Below are 16464 nucleotides of genomic sequence, written 5' to 3' on the forward strand. Positions count from 1 at the left end.
AAACGGTCAACGCTCTGCTGAAAGCCCCACGCATCGGATGCGCGGGGCTTTTGCATGTAAAACAGAATGTTTCTCGACAACTCACGGCATAATGCGCGCCGTGACGAACAAACCCAGATGAGCGAGGCGGTCAGACGTGTTGAAGAAAACCCTGTTTCAGTTGCACTGGTTCTTCGGCATCACGGCCGGGCTGGTGCTGGCGTTGATGGGGATTACTGGGGCTGCGGTGTCGTTTCAGGATGAAATCCTGCGGGCGCTCAACCCCACGGTACTGAGCGTGGAAAAACGCGAGGCTGGCGTGTTGCCGCCCGCAGAGCTGGTACGCAAGCTCGAAGCCCGCGAAGGCAAGACCGTGTCGATGTTGTGGGTGGAAATCGAAAGCGGCAATGCCGCACGCGTATTCTTCACCCCGCCGCCGGGCGAGCGGCGTGGCCAGATGCGTTACTTCGACCCCTACACCGGCGACTACAGGGACGATGCCGTCGGCCAGGACGTCCTCGGCTTCATTCTGCAACTGCACCGCTTCCTCGCCATGGGCGAAACCGGGCGCAACATCACCGGCGCCTGCACGCTGATCCTGGTGTTCTTCTGCCTCTCCGGCCTGTACCTGCGCTGGCCGCGCCAAGTCGCGAATTGGCGTGCCTGGCTGACATTGGACTGGGGCAAAAAGGGTCGCAGTTTCAACTGGGACCTGCACTCGGTGTTCGGCACCTGGTGCCTGTTGTTCTATCTGTTTTCGGCGCTGACCGGCTTGTATTGGTCCTACGATTGGTACCGGCAGGGGCTGACCAACCTGCTGTCAGACGCCCCGCATAACGAGCGGATGCGCAAACGTGGGCCGCCGCCCGAAGGCCCGGCCCCGGTGGCCAACTACGACGCCATCTGGAGCAGCATCTACGCCAATGCCGGCCCCGGCTTGAGCGCTTACAACATCCGTATGCCGGCCGTCGCAGGGCAACCGGCCATCGTCTACTACCTGCTCGACTCATCGCCCCACAACCAGGCGTTGAACCAGATCAACCTGGACCCGACCACCGGCGAGGTCAAATCCCACGAGCAGTACGCCACCAAGACTCTCAAGTCCCAATGGCTCACCAGCATCTACGCGTTGCACACCGGCAGCTACTTCGGCCTGACCGGCAGGATCATCCTCACCGTGAGCTCGCTGTTGATGCCGCTGTTTTTTATCACGGGCTGGCTGCTGTACCTCGACCGTCGCCGCAAAAAACGCCAGGTGCGCGATGCACGCCAGGGCCTGAGCCAGGGCGCCAACCCGGGCAGCGCGCCGGCCTGGTTGATCGGCTTTGCCAGCCAGAGTGGCTTTGCCGAACAACTTGCATGGCAAACAGCCGGGCAATTGCAGGCCGCAGGGTTGCCGGTGAAGGTGCAGCCTTTGGGCAGCGTCAGCCAAAGCGATTTGAGCCAGTCGGAAAATGCACTGTTCGTGGTCAGTACCTTCGGTGACGGTGAAGCGCCAGACAGCGCCCGTGGTTTTGAGCGCAGCGTGCTCGGCCAGGACGTGTCCCTCAAAGGCTTGAACTACTCGGTGCTGGCCCTGGGCGATCGTCAATATGAACATTTCTGCGGCTTTGCCCGTCGCCTGCACTTCTGGCTGACCCATCAGGGCGGCAATGCCTTGTTTGCCCCGGTGGAAGTCGACAGCGGCGACACCGCAGCCCTGTCGACCTGGCAACAACAACTGGGCCAACTCACCGGCCATACGCCTGCAGCGGCCTGGCAGGCAGCACCGTATGAGAACTGGACCCTCGGCCAACGCACCCTGCTCAACCGCGGCAGCGTCGGCGCCGATATTTACCTGCTCGGCCTTACCCCCCCTTCGCCGCAAAGCTGGCTGGCGGGTGACCTGGTGGAAGTGCTGCCGCGCAACTGCCCGCGTGCGGTCGAACATTTCCTTGAAGGCCTGGGCCTGACCGGCAGCGACGCCGTGGTCATCGACGGTTTGACGCAACCCCTCGACCAAGCCCTGGCCAGCCGCCAACTGCCGACCCATCGCGCGCATCTGGTCGGCCTGCACGCCCAGGCGCTGGTGAACGCGCTGGTGCCGCTGGGCATGCGCGAATACTCCATCGCCTCGATTGCCAGCGATGGCGTGCTGGAGCTGATCGTGCGCCAGGAACGTCACCCCGACGGCAGCCTGGGCCTGGCGAGCGGCTGGCTGACCGAACACGCAGCGATCGGCTCGGGCATCAGCCTGCGCCTGCGTCGCAACAGCGGCTTCCACCTGCCAGACACACCGGTGCCGCTGATATTGCTGGGTAATGGCACCGGCCTGGCGGGGCTGCGCAGCTTGCTCAAGGCGCGCATTGCCGACGGCCAGCAGCGTAACTGGCTGCTGTTCGGCGAGCGCAATATCAAGCACGACTTCCTCTGCCAGGATGAACTGCAAGGCTGGTTGGCCAGCGGTGATCTGGCCCTGCTCGACCTGGCGTTTTCCCGGGACCAGGAAGAGAAAATCTACGTGCAGGACCGCCTGCGCGAGTCGGCAGACGTCCTGCGCAAATGGCTGGCCGATGGCGCGGCCATCTACGTGTGCGGCAGTCTGCAGGGGATGGCAGCGGGCGTGGACCGCGTGCTGCATGACGTGCTCGGCAGTGAGGCAGTGGAACGCCTGATTGCGCAAGGTCGTTATCGTCGGGATGTCTACTGACCCCTGATAACGCTGGAGATCAATGTGGGAGCAAGCCCCTCCCACAATCCCGGCTGCATTCGAAGTCAGGCGGGTTGCATAATCCCAGCCCAGTTAAGGCTTTTTGTAGGAGTGAGCTTGCTCGCGAAAAACTCACAGGCGCCGCGTTCGTTCAGGCAACACGCGTTATCGTTGACGTTTTTCGCGAGCAAGCTCGCTCCTACAGATGGCACTTACGCTTGAGCGGGTTGCAGCTTCTGCTCGAACACTGACACCCCATCCAGATCGCGAAGAATCACAGTCAGCTCCGCCGTCTGCCCATCAATCTGCACCTCGCCAAAAAACTGGAAGCCGGCGAACGGCGAGCTGTTCTGCACTGCCGGGGCCTTTTGGAAAACCACCTCGGGGCCGAACGTCTTGTCCAGTGGGTTAGGCCCGAAACTCCCCGCGTTCAACGGTCCGGCGACAAACTCCCAGAACGGCTCGAAATCCTGGAACGCCGCGCGATCCGGGTGATAGTGATGCGCCGCGCAGTAATGCACATCAGCGGTCAGCCACACGTGGTTGCGTACCTTTTGCTCCCTTAAAAAGCCCAACAACTCGGCAATTTCCAACTCACGCCCTTGGGGTGCCCCCGGGTCATTGTTGGCGATGGCTTCCCAACGCGGCACGCCTGGGCGGACCTCGCCGTCAGGCACACCGAGGCCGATGGGCATGTCGGCGGCGATGACTTTCCACTGTGCCTGCGAACCCTTGAGTTCACGCTTGAGCCAATCCAATTGCTCGCGTCCGAGAAAGGCTTTTTCGCCGCCCAGGTTGTCGTCGTTAGGCCCGCGATAACTGCGCATATCCAATACGAATACATCCAGCAGAGGACCATAGCTGAGCTTGCGATAAATGCGCCCGCCACCGTCGGCACTCTGTCGGCGCATCGGTGAGTACTCCAGCCAGGCCTGGCGTGCGCGCCCCACCAGCGTGTTGATGTCCTTGATCTGATAACGCTCATCCAGTTGCTTGCTCGGCGACCAATTGTTGACCACTTCGTGATCGTCCCACTGCCAGATCTGCGGCACCTCGGCATTGAAGCGGCGCACGTTTTCGTCCATCAGGTTGTAACGATAATTGCCGCGATAGTCATCGAGGGTTTCAGCGACCTTGCTCTTGGCTTCAGTGGTGATGTTGCGCCAGATGCGCCCGTCCTCGACGGTGAGTTGCGCCGGCACCGGGCCGTCGGCGTAGATGGTGTCGCCGCTGTGGATAAAAAAGTCCGGCAGGCGCAGGCGCATGGCTTCATAGATGCGCATACCGCCGATGTCCGGGTTGATGCCGAAGCCTTGGCCGACGGTATCGCCGCTCCATACAAAACGGATGTCACGACGCTGTTGCGGCACGCTGCGCAGGTGGCCGAACCAGGGCTCGCTGGCGACTCCGGTCTGGGCATCCTCGAAGTGCACGCGGTAAAAGATCGCCTGATCGTCAGGCAAACCGGTGAGTTCGACACGGGCGGTAAAATCACTGCGCTGGTCGGCCAGAGGGGAAACAAAACGGCGAGGGTTGCTGAACACACTGCGAGTGTCCCACTCCACCACCATCCTGGCGGGGCGGTCGCTGCGGCTCCAGATCATTGCGCGGTCGCCGAGCAGGTCGCCGGACTGCACACCGTCGGTGAGTTGCGGCCGGTCCTTTACCGAAGCAATCACCGCCGGGGCCAGGCCCGGCAGTAGAATGCCGGCGCCGACGGCTTGCATCACACGGCGACGGCCGAGATTGAAGTGGCTCATGCAGGTGCCCTCTTGAGTATCAAAAGGGCCAATTAACCACGCGGGGATGAAACCGTTGTGACACCGCCTTCAAGAACGGGAGATATCGAATGTGGAAGCTCCCCCTTCCACATTCTTTACCGGATCAGGCCGTTACAGCCAGCTCCACAGCTTCAGGGCGCTTGATCAGCGCATAGATCAAACCTGTCAGCAGGCTGCCGGCCACAATCGCCAGCAAGTACAGCAACGCATGGTTCATCGCGTTCGGGATCACCAGCACGAACAGGCCGCCGTGCGGCGCGGCGAGTTTGCAGCCGAAGTACATCGACAGCGCACCGGTCAAGGCGCCGCCGGCGATGCTCGACGGGATCACCCGCAGCGGGTCTTTGGCGGCGAACGGAATCGCGCCTTCAGAGATAAAGCACAAGCCTAGAATCATGGCGGCCTTGCCGGCTTCGCGCTCGGTCTGGACGAACTTGCGTCGCGCCAGAAACGTAGCGATGCCCATGCCGATCGGTGGCACCATGCCTGCGGCCATCGTCGCGGCCATGGGCGCACCGCTCTGTGCCGCCAACAACCCAACGGAAAACGCATACGCCGCCTTGTTGATCGGCCCGCCGAGGTCCACGCACATCATGCCGCCCAGCAGAATGCCCAGAAGTACCGCGTTAGTGGTGCCCATGGTGCTGAGGAAGTCGGTCAGGCCGGTGAGCATCCGCGCCACCGGAGGGCCTACCAGATAAATCATCGCCAACCCGGTAAACAGACTGGCCAGCAACGGAATGATCAGGATCGGCTTGAGCGCCTCCAGGCTCTGTGGCAGCTGTACCGCGCGGGTGATCAACTTGACGCAGTAACCGGCCAGGAAACCGGCGAGGATGCCACCGATAAACCCGGCGCCCAAGGTGCCCGCCAGCAAGCCTCCGATCATGCCGGGCGCCAGGCCTGGGCGGTCGGCAATCGAGTAGGCGATGTAGCCCGCCAGCAGCGGCACCATCAGCATGAAGGCCTGGTCGCCGACGATCTTCAGGGCCGAGGCCAGGGTGCCTTTTTCTTCAAAGGCATGGATGCCGAACACGAAGGACAAGGCGATCAGCAATCCGCCCGCCACCACCATCGGCAACATGAACGACACCCCGGTGAGCAGGTGTTTGTACACCCCGGTTTTTTCCTGCTTGGCGACCGTGCCACTGGCTGCATTTTCCACAGCGCCTTCGGCCAGGGCCTTATTGAGGGTTGCCTCCGATTGCTTGAGCGCAATGCCGGTGCCGCAGCGGTAGATCTTCTTGCCGGCGAAGCGCTCGGTAGCGACTTCGATGTCCGCCGCGAGTAACACCACGTCGGCATTGGCGATAGCTTCCGGGCTCAAGGGCGTGCGAGCGCCCACCGACCCCTGGGTCTCGACCTGCAAGTCATACCCCAAGCGCTTGGCTGTCTGCTGCAAGGCCTCGGCGGCCATGAAGGTGTGGGCGACGCCCGTGGGGCACGCGGTAATCGCGACGATACGCGGTGTGTTTTTAGCCGCCTGCTGCGCTGCGACATACACTTGGGCCTCTTCGGCACCCAGGCGCAATACCGCTTCAACATCCGCCAGCGCTTGGGCAGGTGTGCTTTGAAACACGCGCTTGCCGACAAACCGCTGCATGTCCACCGGCGTGCTGCTGACCAGCAGCACCCACTCGGCGGCATCGATGGTGGCCTGGGACAACTGCCGCTCCGGGCGTGCGACGTCCACCACCTCGACGCTGGTGCTCCAACCCTGGCGCTGCGCGGCGGCGTCCAACAAGCGAGCGCACAGCACACTGGTGACCATGCCGTTCGGGCAGGCGGTAACAATGGCTAACTTCATCACAAACCCTCTTATTGTTCTGTCAGCGCGCGCACGTCGACGCCGCTTTCCATACGCGCCAACAGCGCGTCATCGCTGATGCCGAAACCGATCTGCGTCACCGCCATGGCGGCAATCGCGGTGGCGCGGCGCAGGGTCTGCTCGGGGGCCTCGCCGCTGAGCAAACCGTGCAGCATGCCGGCCAACAGCGAGTCGCCAGCACCGACGGTACTGGCAACGCTGACCTTGGGCGGCGTGGCGTGCAATGCCACGCCCGGGCGATACCAGTTCACGCCGGCAGCGCCATCGGACACCACCACATGTTCCACGCCTTGCCGATGCAGGCGGCTGACGGCGTCGGCGGCGTTATCCAGGGCTTCGGCGAGCTCTTCAGTGTTGGGTTTGACCAGCCACGGGCCTGCCTGCAAGCCGGCGCGCAGGGCTTCGCCACTGGTGTCCAGGGCGACTTTCAAGCCGAGGTCCTTCAGGGTTGCCAGCACGCCTTGGAACCACTGCGCACTGACGCCACGCGGCAAACTGCCGGCAACGACCACGGCATCATGGCCGGGCGCAATCAACGCAAGCTGATTGAGCAACGCCAACTGTGCCTGCTCGCTGACCTGCGGCCCCGGCGCGTTGATATCAGTGACGCGGCCGTCCTGTTCGGCAATCTTGATATTGCTGCGGGTTTCACCCGGCACGCGGATAAACGCATCGGCAAAACCGCGCCGCGCAATCAGCGCTTCGAAAGCCTGGGGGTTGTCCTCGCCGAGAAAGCCACCGACGGTGACCTGATGGCCCAGATCGGCCAGGACCTGGGCGACATTCACCCCCTTGCCGGCAGCGTGGGTGAGCAGCGGCTCGCTGCGGTTGACGGCACCCGGCTCCAGACGCGCCAGGCGCACCGTAAGGTCCAACGCCGGGTTCAGCGTCAGGGTCAGAATCTTTGCCATTTACACGGCCTCCACAAGGGCACGCACCTCGGCGGGCGAACCCAGCGCGAGTGCTTTTTGCGCCAGGCCCTGGGCCTCGCTCAGACTGAACTCCCGCACCCGTGCCTTCACTTCAGGAATGCTGCGGGCCGATACGCTCAATTCATCCACACCCAAACCGATCAGCACCGGCACCGCCAGCGGGTCCGCCGCCAACTCACCGCACACGCCGACCCATTTGCCCTGGGCATGCGCGGCACGCACGGTGATGTCGATCAGTTGCAATACGGCCGGATGCAAGCCATCAGCCTGGGCCGACAGCGTCGGGTGGCCACGGTCAATAGCCAGGGTGTACTGGGTCAGGTCGTTGGTGCCGACACTGAAGAAATCCACCTCCTTGGCCAGCACCGGTGCCAGCAACGCGGCGGACGGCACTTCGATCATGATGCCCAGCTGCAAATCCGCCACCGGGATTTCCAGGCGCAGGCGCTCGGTCATATCTCGCGCTGCACGCCACTCGTCCACGCTGCCGACCATGGGGAACATGATGCGCAACGGGCGGTTGTCCGCCGAGCGCAGCAACGCACGCAACTGGGCTTCCATGATCTGCGGCCGCTGCAAGGTCAGGCGAATACCGCGCACACCCAGGAAGGGGTTTTCTTCCTCGGCAATCGGCCAATAGGGCAGCGGTTTATCCCCCCCTACATCGAGGGTGCGCACCACCAGCGGGCGACCATCGAGGCCATCGAGCACGCGGCGATATTCAGCTTCCTGGGTGGCTTCATCCGGCGCCTGCGGGTGAGCCATGAAAATCAGCTCGGTGCGCAGCAGGCCAATGCCTTCGGCACCCTGCTCCACCGCACTGGCCACCCCGGCGCTTTCGCCGATATTGGCGAACACTTCAACCCCATGGCCGTCGCGGGTCAGCGCCGGTTGATGGCGCTGGGCCGAGGCAGCTTGCAAGCGCTGTTCGCGGGTGTCGCGCTCGACGACAGCACGTTGCAGGGTGCTGGCGTCGGGGTCGATATGCAGGCGGCCGCGCTGGCCGTCAAGCAACAACGACGTGCCGGACGCCAGCAGCAATACTGCCGGCCCGGCCCCCACCAGCGCGGGGATGCCCAGCGCTCGCGCGACAATGGCGCTGTGGGCCGTAGCACCACCACGGGCGGTCAGGATACCGGCGACGCGCGATGGATCGAGGCGCGCCACATCCGAAGGCCCCACTTCGTCCATCACCAGAATGTAGGGTTCATTCGGCTCCTGTGCGGTTTCCACGCCACATAACTGCGCCAGCACACGGCGGCCGATATCCCGCAGGTCGGCGGCGCGCTCCGCCAGCAAGGCGTCCTGCAACGACTCCTGCTGCTTGGCGGCCGCTTCAATCACGCTCATCCACGCCGCTTGCGCGCTCTCGCCCTGCTTGAGGCGGGTGTCGACTTCGTCGGTCAACTCCGGGTCGTCGAGCATTTCCTGATGGGTGATGAAAATTTCGCGGATGGCCTTGGCCTGGCTGCGTTCAATCAACCCTTGGATATCGCGGCGTACGTCGGCCAGGGCCAGTTGCAGGCGCTGGCGTTCAATGGCGGAAGATTCGCCGCGCAATGGGTAATCGAACACTTGCTGGATCTGGATATGGGCCGGGCCGATGGCGATGCCGGGGGCGGCAGCAATGGCCTGGATCTGACTGCCGGACAGGGGCGCATTGAGCACTGGTTCACTGTCGGGTATTGCCGGTTGGGCGCTCACCGTCGGCAGAGGCTCGACCTCTTCGCCAAGGCCTTCTTCTACCGCCGCCAGCAAGGCAGGCAGCGCATCATCGGCAATCGTCGGCTCGGCGACAAATTCCAATACCTGGCCACGGCGGGCGCCCAGGCTCAACAACTTGCTCAGGCTTTTCACCGACACGGCGCCCACAGGGCCATCGATAATGCGTACGCGGATATCGCCGTCGAAGCTTTTCGCCAATTGCGCGAGGATCTTGGCCGGACGCGCATGCAGGCCGTGGGCATTGGCCAGGGTAATACGCGCGCTGGGCCAGTCGGCAGGCAGTTCGCCGCCGAGGACTTCGAGCACTGCACGGCTGCTGGTGGCGCGGCCCAACTCGTGGCCACGACCTTCAATCAACAACGCACACAGGCGCTCCAGCAACGTCTGGTGCGCTTCGCCCAGGCTCGCCAGGCAGAACAGACCGTTAAGCGGCTGCCCAAGGTAGCGCATGGGTTTGTCCGGGGTGACAAACGCCAGGCCGGGGCGCTTGACCGTCTGCTCGCTGTGCAGCCACCAGAGGCCATCGCCCAGGGGCAGCGCGTCGACTTGCTGCAATACCGCGGCGAAACCATTGCTCACACAATCGGCCTGGCGCAACAGGCGGGCGCCGCGCCAAACCAACTCTTCAAAATCATCGGCGGACACGCCCAGGCTGATCATCTGTGCATCCAGTGCCAGTTCCTGCGGCGCGCCTTGCAGCAGCTTCAACAAGGCGTCGGCGGAACCGGCGCGACGCAGCGCCTGGCCCAGGTCGGTCTCGCCGAGGGCACGGGTCAGCAGTTGCAGCAAGCGCAGGTGCTCATCGGATTTGGCCGCGATGCCGATCGCCAGGTAAACGATCTGGCCGTCGCCCCAGTCCACCCCTTCGGGGAACTGCAACAGGCGCACGCCGGTGGAAAACACCTGGTCGCGGGTTTCGGGAGTACCGTGGGGAATGGCGATGCCTTGGCCAAGAAACGTCGAGCCTTGGGCTTCACGGCCTTGCAAGCCACTGAGGTAGCCCTCGGCGACCAGGCCATCGGCCACCAATTTGTCAGCAAGCAAATGCAAGGCGGCAGATTTATCCACAGCCACCTGGCCCATGGATATCTGCTCTACAGTGAGCTCCAGCATGCCGTTCTCCTAGTTAGTGCAAGGGGTGCACTAGGTATTGTTTTGAATAAATCAGCGCAAGGGTGTTCAAAAATAACTGACTGAGTGGTCAATTGGCAGTAGCCACTTAGTCACGAACGTCGTAAAAATACGCCAGCTGAAACGTTTAATCTAGAATTTATGGCAGGTTACGCGGTAATTGCGCAAGCTTGAAGGACCACTCGGCACTTGAGCTCAGGCATGGGTCGTGCGCCGGAATCGGTTAGGATTGGACAAAATGTCGGGGCGAGCTCCAAAAAACAAGGAAATCCCGGTTTGAAACTCAGTGATATTGCACGCCTGGCCGGTGTGTCCGTAACCACCGCCAGCTATGTCATCAATGGCAAGGCCGAACAGCAGCGCATCAGCAACGCCACCGTCGAGCGGGTGCGTGCCGTGGTTGAAGCCCATGGTTTTACTCCCAACCCCCAGGCCGCCGGGCTGCGCAGCCGGCATACGCGCACCTTGGGCTTCATCCTGCCGGACCTGGAAAACCCCAGCTACGCACGCATCGCCAAGCTGCTGGAGCAAGGCGCGCGGGCACGGGGGTATCAGTTGCTGATCGCCAGTTCCGACGACGAAGCCGACAGCGAACGCCAATTGCTGCAACTGTTCCGCGCGCGGCGCTGCGATGCGTTGTTTGTCGCCAGTTGCCTGCCGGCCGGCGACGACAGTTATCGCGAGCTGCAAGCCAAGGGCTTGCCGGTGATCGCCATCGACCGGGTGATGGAGCCTGCGCAGTTCTGCTCGGTGGTCAGCGACGACCGCAAGGCCTGCCAGCAGTTGACCAGCAGCCTGTTGCTGCCGTTGCCCAAGCAGATCGCGCTGATCGGCGCGCGCCCGGAGTTAGGCATCAGCCAGGAACGCGCCGCGGGCTTTGGTGAAGCACTTGAAGGTTTTGCCGGTGACGTGATCGTCGAACACGGCGAGTCCTTCAGCCGCGATTGCGGTCGCCAGTTGATGGAACAACTGCTGCAGCGCTTGGGCCATTTGCCTGACGCGCTGGTGACTACTTCCTACGTGCTGCTGCAAGGTGTGTTCGACGCGCTGCATGACTTCCCCCTCCGGTCCCGGCCATTGCGCCTGGGCACCTTCGGTGACACCCAGTTGTTGGACTTCCTGCCATTGCCGGTCAATGCCATGGCTCAACAACATCAATTGATCGCCGATACCGCCCTGCGCCTGGCACTGGCGGCGATTGAAGAAGAGCAGTATCAGCCTGGCGTGCATGCCATCGGGCGTACCTTCAAGCAGCGCATTCACGAGGCTTGAACGTGAAGCTGATCGACACCCACACCCACCTGGATTTTCCGGATTTCGATGATGACCGCCGGGAAGTCCTCACCCACAGCCGCCATCTCGGCGTGCAGCGCATGGTGGTGTTGGGCGTGTATCAGCAGAATTGGCAACGGTTGTGGGATCTGGTGCAAACGGATGAGGGCTTATTCGCCGCCTTCGGCCTGCATCCGGTGTATCTCGATGAACACCGCCCCGCCGATCTGACGGAGCTGGGCGACTGGCTGACCCGCCTGCACGGCCACCGGCAGCTGTGCGCCGTCGGCGAGATCGGCCTGGATTACTTCCTTGAACAGCTGGATCGCGAACGTCAGCAAAGCCTGTTCGAAGCCCAACTGAAACTGGCGCTGGACTTCCAGCTTCCGGCCTTGCTGCACGTACGTCGCAGCCACGCGGCGGTGATCGCCACGCTCAAGCGCATTCGCCTGCCACGAGGCGGCATCATCCATGCGTTCGCCGGCAGCGCTGAAGAGGCCCGCGAGTACATCAAACTCGGTTTCAAACTCGGGCTGGGCGGCGCAGCTACCTGGCCCCAGGCACTGCGCATGCACAAGGTGCTCGCTCAACTGCCTCTTGAGGCGGTAGTGCTCGAAACAGACTCGCCGGATATGGCCCCGGCCATGTACCCAGGCCAGCGCAACAGCCCGCAACACTTGCCGGACATCTGCGTCGCCCTGGCTGAACGCATGGGCATCGAAGCGTCAAACCTGGCCGAGGCGAGCACCCGCAACGCCTGTGAGCTGTTCAATTGGCCGCGAACTGATGGCCTGTAGATTCAAGGTCATCTTCTGCCGGTGGCGGGCGTAACGCACGATCAGGCAGTGCACCAACACCGTCACCAGTGAGATATTGAACTGCCCGATCACACTGAGCAGCCCCACCCACTCCGCAACCAGCGCCATCAGCAAGGTCGTACACGTCAGAATGACCATGCCGGGACGAACCAGCGCCCAATGGTCCAATGCTCGGAATTGACGTAACTGCTTATGGCAACACAGCTGCAAGCACGAGTGACAATACCTGCAGCCAAAGGGCTCATCGATGGCAATGGCATTCAACTGCCAAGGCTTGAGCTCGAACGTCATATCACACTGTGCACAATGCCCTTTGATGCCGATGACAGCGTTCATGGCAGTGCCTCCACGAGATCGTTACTAGGTGATACAAATTCTCACCGTTTCACATCACAATGAAGGCCAATAGGAAAAACCAGACAAGCACCACGCCGTAAAAAGCTTGTTCCCACACAAACTTCCTACACGCGAAACGCACCGATCAATTGCTTCAGCTCGATCACCTGCGTCGACCACGGTCGGTTCGCAGGGGCGCTAAGGCAACACGGTCCAGATGGCAAACCCGGCGTACCACAACACGGCGGCGCGCAACAGCAGTTCCCACAAGCTGTCCAGGCTGCTGAGACCGTCGGCGCCCACTACGGGCGCAGGGATTTCCGCGGCCACCAGGCCGACTTTCTCCAGCAGTTGCGCAGCGCTGATATCCCAACTCAACAACTCGTGGAGCATCACCCGGCTGACCGCGACGAAGTTGCCGACCAGAGCAAAACTGGCCGCCAGCAGGCGTACCGGTACCCAGTCAAACGCATGCCGCAATTGCCCGGCGCGCTCGGCCACCAACGGGTTCTGGCTGTTTTCGTTTGCCAGCGCCAGCAAGCGATAGGCCAACGCCGCCACCGGGCCCAACAGGAAATACCAGAAAATCACCGCAAAAAAGCTCTGATAAGCCTGCCAGAGCAAGTGCCCTTGAACCCGTTCCAGCAATTGCTCGCCACTGTCTGCGCCGATCTTCAGGTCACGCTCGGCCACGTGCTCGGCGGCCTGCAGGTCACCGCGGCGCCAGGCATCGCGAAAAGGTCCAAGCTGCGCCAGCAGATCGCCACGCCCCAGGCTGTAGATCACCACCAGCAAGTGCACCGGCAATGCCAACAAGCCGTAAGCAACCGGCTCCAGCACCAGCAGCAACAATGCCAGCAACAGCACTGGCAACAGCACCAGCAACAGCAGAATCAGCCAGGGCCGCTTGCCCATGCGTGGGCTCGACTCCAACTTGGCCAGCTCACGCAACCAACCGCCATCACGTTGCAACCGCTGGCGCAGGGCCGAGAACTTCTCGATCCACACCGCCAGCACCAACACCAGGAAACTCATCGTGCGTGTCCTCCATCCTGCAGGGCGCTGCGAAAGCGCGTCCAATCAAAAGCCGGGCCGGGGTCGGTCTTGCGGCCCGGTGCGATATCGCTATGACCACAAATACGCTGCTGCGTTATGTCGGGGTAAGCCGCCAATAACTGGCGTGTCAGCTCGATCAGCGAAGCATACTGGGCATCGGTAAATGGCAGCTCGTCCGTTCCCTCCAATTCGATCCCCAGGGAAAAGTCATTGCAGACCTCACGCCCCTCGAAGCTGGAAACCCCGGCATGCCACGCCCGATCACGGCACGAGACAAATTGCGTCACCGTGCCGTCACGCTCAATCAGAAAATGCGCAGACACTCGTAGGGCGGCAATCCCTTCAAAATAGGGATGCTCCGTGACATCCAGGCGGTTCTGGAAAAACGCTTGCACCTTGCCTGTGGCGAACTGCGCCGGTGGCAAGCTGATGTTATGCACCACCAACAGCGAGATTTCACCAGCAGGGCGCTCGTTGAAGTTGGGTGAAGGGCAATGAAGGATGCCCTGGCACCAACCGCTGGCGGGGTCCAACTGCATACTGGCTCCTTAAATGAGACGAGGTGTTACCAGTATGCCGCGTTCAGCCCTGCCGTTGCGATCACTTGCCGCGATTGAGTTGACGCAGGTTGCCGATCACCGATGCCAACGCCCGATCAAACAGCAAGCCGTCGTCCAACGTGCGCAGCACACCCTGCTTGAAGGCCATGGCCAATTGCGCTGCACTCTTCTCCAGGACCTTGAGCCCGGAGCGATTGACAAAAATGTAGCTATTGGTCGGCGCCATGATCGCCGTGAGCTTACAGCGCAAGGTAGTGGTTTTGTCGGTCTGGAATTCGAACCAACTACCCATCCGCAACTGATAGACCTTGAGCAGGTCCGGGTCGTCATTGGGCAGGCTCACGACCGGATCAGACGCTGCGGAACCGAACACGAAGGGCTCGCGCACCTCAATCAGTGTCTCGAAGCCTTCGCCACCGAATGACTGCACATGCATGGCTTGCAACCGATCAAAGAATTCACGGGTGCTGAAGGGATCGAACGCGGCACTGGTCAGACCGTCGCGCAGTGCCTTGAGCAGCCCGGGCAACTGTTCCAGCAGATGACGACCGGCCTCGGTGTCTTTCTGCAGGCCCACGCTCCAGATCAGTTCGTCCATGGTGCGCAGCCCCGCCTGCCATTGGACCGACTGCTCCCCGTGCTTGAGATTGGCCAGCAGCAGTACCTGGCTCCAAGCCTGTTGGATAAATTGCACCACCGCCTGGGGCAACACCTTGCCCAGTAACCGTCGGTTGAGCACCTCGGCCACACGCTGGCGAGCGGCTTCGGCGCGCAAACGCCCTTCTTCGGCCACATAGGTGTGTTGTTCGAGCAGCTCGCTGCGGCGGCGCTCATCCGTGATAAACGCAGTGAACTGCGCCAGCAACTCGGAAAAAATCGTCATGTCGTCAACGAAATCATTCAGCAACCGCTGCACCACCTGCTCGATGTGCAGGTACAGGCTGTCGCGCTGATAGTCATCCCGAGGGCTCCAGCTCATGGCGGCGGCGGCTATTTCATTGAGCAAGCGTCGTGCCGGATGGCTGGTACGGCTGAAAAAGCTCTTGTCCAGCACCGCCACTTTCAGCATCGGGATCTGCAAACGACCGATCAGCGCCTTGAAGGCATCAGGCACGATGCGGTCATTAAGGATGTATTCGAACAGCAGCGCGACCAGGTTGATCACGTCCTCGTCGGCATCCTCCACCACGCGGGATTTGCCGCTCTTGACGCTGACCCGGGTCAACAGCTGCTCAAGCTGGTTACGCAGGTCAAAATCGTCTTCGGCCTCAGGTTCCGGTACGTATTGCTGCAGGTGAGAAAGCAGACGCAGCAGGTCGCGGGAGGCAATCGGTTGCGGTTCGGCGCTGGCTTCAAGGGTAGGAGCGACACTGCCACGCACGGCCGCCAGCAGCGTCTGCAAAGCGGCAAAGGCTTCCTGACCACTGTCATCTAACACCGGCTCGGTGGCCAGCGAGCGTTCCTCGCGCTGATGGTCACGGGACGCCCGCCCGCCGGAGCGGCGCGAGGGTATAGCCTTGAGCTCCGGCAATACGCCGGTGGCGACCAACAGTTGATTAGCTTCGCCGTACAACAGGTCAGCGTCACTGAGCACATACTTTTCAAAGAGTTTGAGAATGATCAGCTTGACGCGGATCTCCACCCCCAGGCTGCGCCCCGCCCGCAAAAAGAATTCGCATAACAATGCCGGGCCTAACGGGTTTTCACGCTCATCCAGCGGCTGCCCCAGCAAAGCACTCAAACGGGCCGTCAGTTGCCCCAGCGCCAGGCCGTCACGGTGGCGCACGCGCCCCAACATGGCCTCCAGCGCCACGGCTTTTTCCCGCTCATCACTGGACTTACCGGCGCCGGCTTCGTATGACACCCTCGGCACCAGGTGCACGTCACCGCGCCCAACCTGTCCCAGATTGGCGAAGGCTGCAAAAAGCTGCTCCATGAAGACGCGCTCGAAACTCTTGCGCTTGAGGCGCAGGTCACGCATGGCCTCAAAGAAAATGTGATGGTCGACGTTATTGCGGGCCTTGTCGGCCATCTCGAACAGGGTGTCGTCTGCGTTATCGAACAGTTCCTGCAACCCTTGTTGCAACTGTTGCGCAGCTTTGTCACGCACCTGCAGTAACACCACCGGCAGGCGCGCGAGCGGCGATGGCGTGGCCTGTGCCTTGTTGATGGGCACCACCTTTCCGTCATTGTGCATCCTGGCCTCCTGAAACGGCGGTGTTTAAATGGAGAAATATCGAGGGCAGGCCTGGACGGGCGCTGCAATTACCCCGGGTATCACCAATACGTCAAAGCTATGACGCCAATTGCAAGGCGCTGGATTATCTTGCAAATGAGGGCACTTGCGCCAGCAAACT

The 16464-nt window shown here is 62.0% G+C and carries 11 protein-coding genes; 3 read left to right on the forward strand and 8 right to left on the reverse strand.

From position 1 onward, the window contains the following. Positions 1 to 136: 136 nt before the first annotated feature. Positions 137 to 2668 carry a sulfite reductase flavoprotein subunit alpha gene (locus EXW71_RS11740; protein WP_134658723.1) on the forward strand — a complete coding sequence of 844 codons (2532 nt, stop codon included), beginning with the start codon at positions 137 to 139 and terminating at the stop codon, positions 2666 to 2668. 212 nt (positions 2669 to 2880) lie between these two features. Here EXW71_RS11740 and EXW71_RS11750 read toward each other — a convergent pair whose 3' ends face one another. The 4 genes from EXW71_RS11750 to ptsP form a co-directional block, all read right to left on the reverse strand. Beyond that, positions 2881 to 4428 (reverse strand): alkaline phosphatase, encoded by a 1548-nt coding sequence (locus EXW71_RS11750; protein WP_134658727.1) that lies wholly within the window; start codon positions 4426 to 4428, stop codon positions 2881 to 2883. Between the two features lie 124 nt (positions 4429 to 4552). Beyond that, positions 4553 to 6256, reverse strand: a complete 1704-nt coding sequence (locus EXW71_RS11755; protein WP_134658729.1) for a PTS fructose-like transporter subunit IIB — start codon at positions 6254 to 6256, stop codon at positions 4553 to 4555. Positions 6257 to 6267: 11 nt separating this feature from the next. After that, positions 6268 to 7188, reverse strand: a complete 921-nt coding sequence (gene pfkB, locus EXW71_RS11760; RefSeq protein ID WP_134658731.1) for a 1-phosphofructokinase — start codon at positions 7186 to 7188, stop codon at positions 6268 to 6270. Beyond that, a complete protein-coding gene (gene ptsP, locus EXW71_RS11765) occupies positions 7189 to 10047 on the reverse strand; it encodes a phosphoenolpyruvate--protein phosphotransferase (protein ID WP_134658733.1) in 2859 nt (952 codons plus the stop codon). It abuts the gene before it with no gap. Between the two features lie 294 nt (positions 10048 to 10341). Here ptsP and cra point away from each other — a divergent pair, with 294 nt between their 5' ends. Both cra and EXW71_RS11775 read left to right on the forward strand, forming a co-directional pair. Beyond that, a complete protein-coding gene (gene cra / locus EXW71_RS11770; protein ID WP_134658735.1) occupies positions 10342 to 11337 on the forward strand; it encodes a catabolite repressor/activator in 996 nt (331 codons plus the stop codon). Between the two features lie 2 nt (positions 11338 to 11339). Next, the gene (locus tag EXW71_RS11775; protein WP_134658737.1) at positions 11340 to 12134 is read left to right on the forward strand and encodes a TatD family hydrolase; all 795 of its coding nucleotides are present in this window, start codon (positions 11340 to 11342) and stop codon (positions 12132 to 12134) included. On the opposite strand, the gene EXW71_RS11780 is transcribed toward EXW71_RS11775, so the two are convergent. The 4 genes from EXW71_RS11780 to EXW71_RS11795 all read right to left on the reverse strand — a co-directional run bounded on the left by EXW71_RS11780 (position 12063) and on the right by EXW71_RS11795 (position 16304). Then, positions 12063 to 12491, reverse strand: a complete 429-nt coding sequence (locus EXW71_RS11780; RefSeq protein WP_134658739.1) for a hypothetical protein — start codon at positions 12489 to 12491, stop codon at positions 12063 to 12065. The genes EXW71_RS11775 and EXW71_RS11780 overlap by 72 nt on opposite strands. A gap of 198 nt (positions 12492 to 12689) precedes the next feature. Further along, positions 12690 to 13526: a regulatory signaling modulator protein AmpE gene (ampE, locus tag EXW71_RS11785; protein WP_123714529.1), complete on the reverse strand. Its 837-nt coding sequence runs from the start codon at positions 13524 to 13526 to the stop codon at positions 12690 to 12692. Next, a complete protein-coding gene (gene ampD, locus EXW71_RS11790; RefSeq protein WP_123714528.1) occupies positions 13523 to 14086 on the reverse strand; it encodes a 1,6-anhydro-N-acetylmuramyl-L-alanine amidase AmpD in 564 nt (187 codons plus the stop codon). Before ampD ends, ampE begins: the two co-directional genes overlap by 4 nt. 61 nt (positions 14087 to 14147) lie before the next feature. Then, positions 14148 to 16304, reverse strand: a complete 2157-nt coding sequence (locus EXW71_RS11795) for a DUF1631 domain-containing protein (RefSeq protein ID WP_134658741.1) — start codon at positions 16302 to 16304, stop codon at positions 14148 to 14150. Positions 16305 to 16464: the final 160 nt, after the last annotated feature.

Source organism: Pseudomonas sp. BCA17, from assembly GCF_004519405.1.
In the GTDB taxonomy this organism is placed as follows: domain Bacteria; phylum Pseudomonadota; class Gammaproteobacteria; order Pseudomonadales; family Pseudomonadaceae; genus Aquipseudomonas.

Coding starts and splice junctions, on each gene's coding strand:
- ampD (WP_123714528.1), bottom strand. CDS start 14,086: ATGCAGTTGGACCCCGCCAGCGGTTGGTGCCAGGGCATCCTTCATTGC.
- EXW71_RS11780 (WP_134658739.1), bottom strand. CDS start 12,491: ATGAACGCTGTCATCGGCATCAAAGGGCATTGTGCACAGTGTGATATG.
- EXW71_RS11750 (WP_134658727.1), bottom strand. CDS start 4,428: ATGAGCCACTTCAATCTCGGCCGTCGCCGTGTGATGCAAGCCGTCGGC.
- ampE (WP_123714529.1), bottom strand. CDS start 13,526: ATGAGTTTCCTGGTGTTGGTGCTGGCGGTGTGGATCGAGAAGTTCTCG.
- EXW71_RS11755 (WP_134658729.1), bottom strand. CDS start 6,256: ATGAAGTTAGCCATTGTTACCGCCTGCCCGAACGGCATGGTCACCAGT.
- ptsP (WP_134658733.1), bottom strand. CDS start 10,047: ATGCTGGAGCTCACTGTAGAGCAGATATCCATGGGCCAGGTGGCTGTG.
- pfkB (WP_134658731.1), bottom strand. CDS start 7,188: ATGGCAAAGATTCTGACCCTGACGCTGAACCCGGCGTTGGACCTTACG.
- EXW71_RS11795 (WP_134658741.1), bottom strand. CDS start 16,304: ATGCACAATGACGGAAAGGTGGTGCCCATCAACAAGGCACAGGCCACG.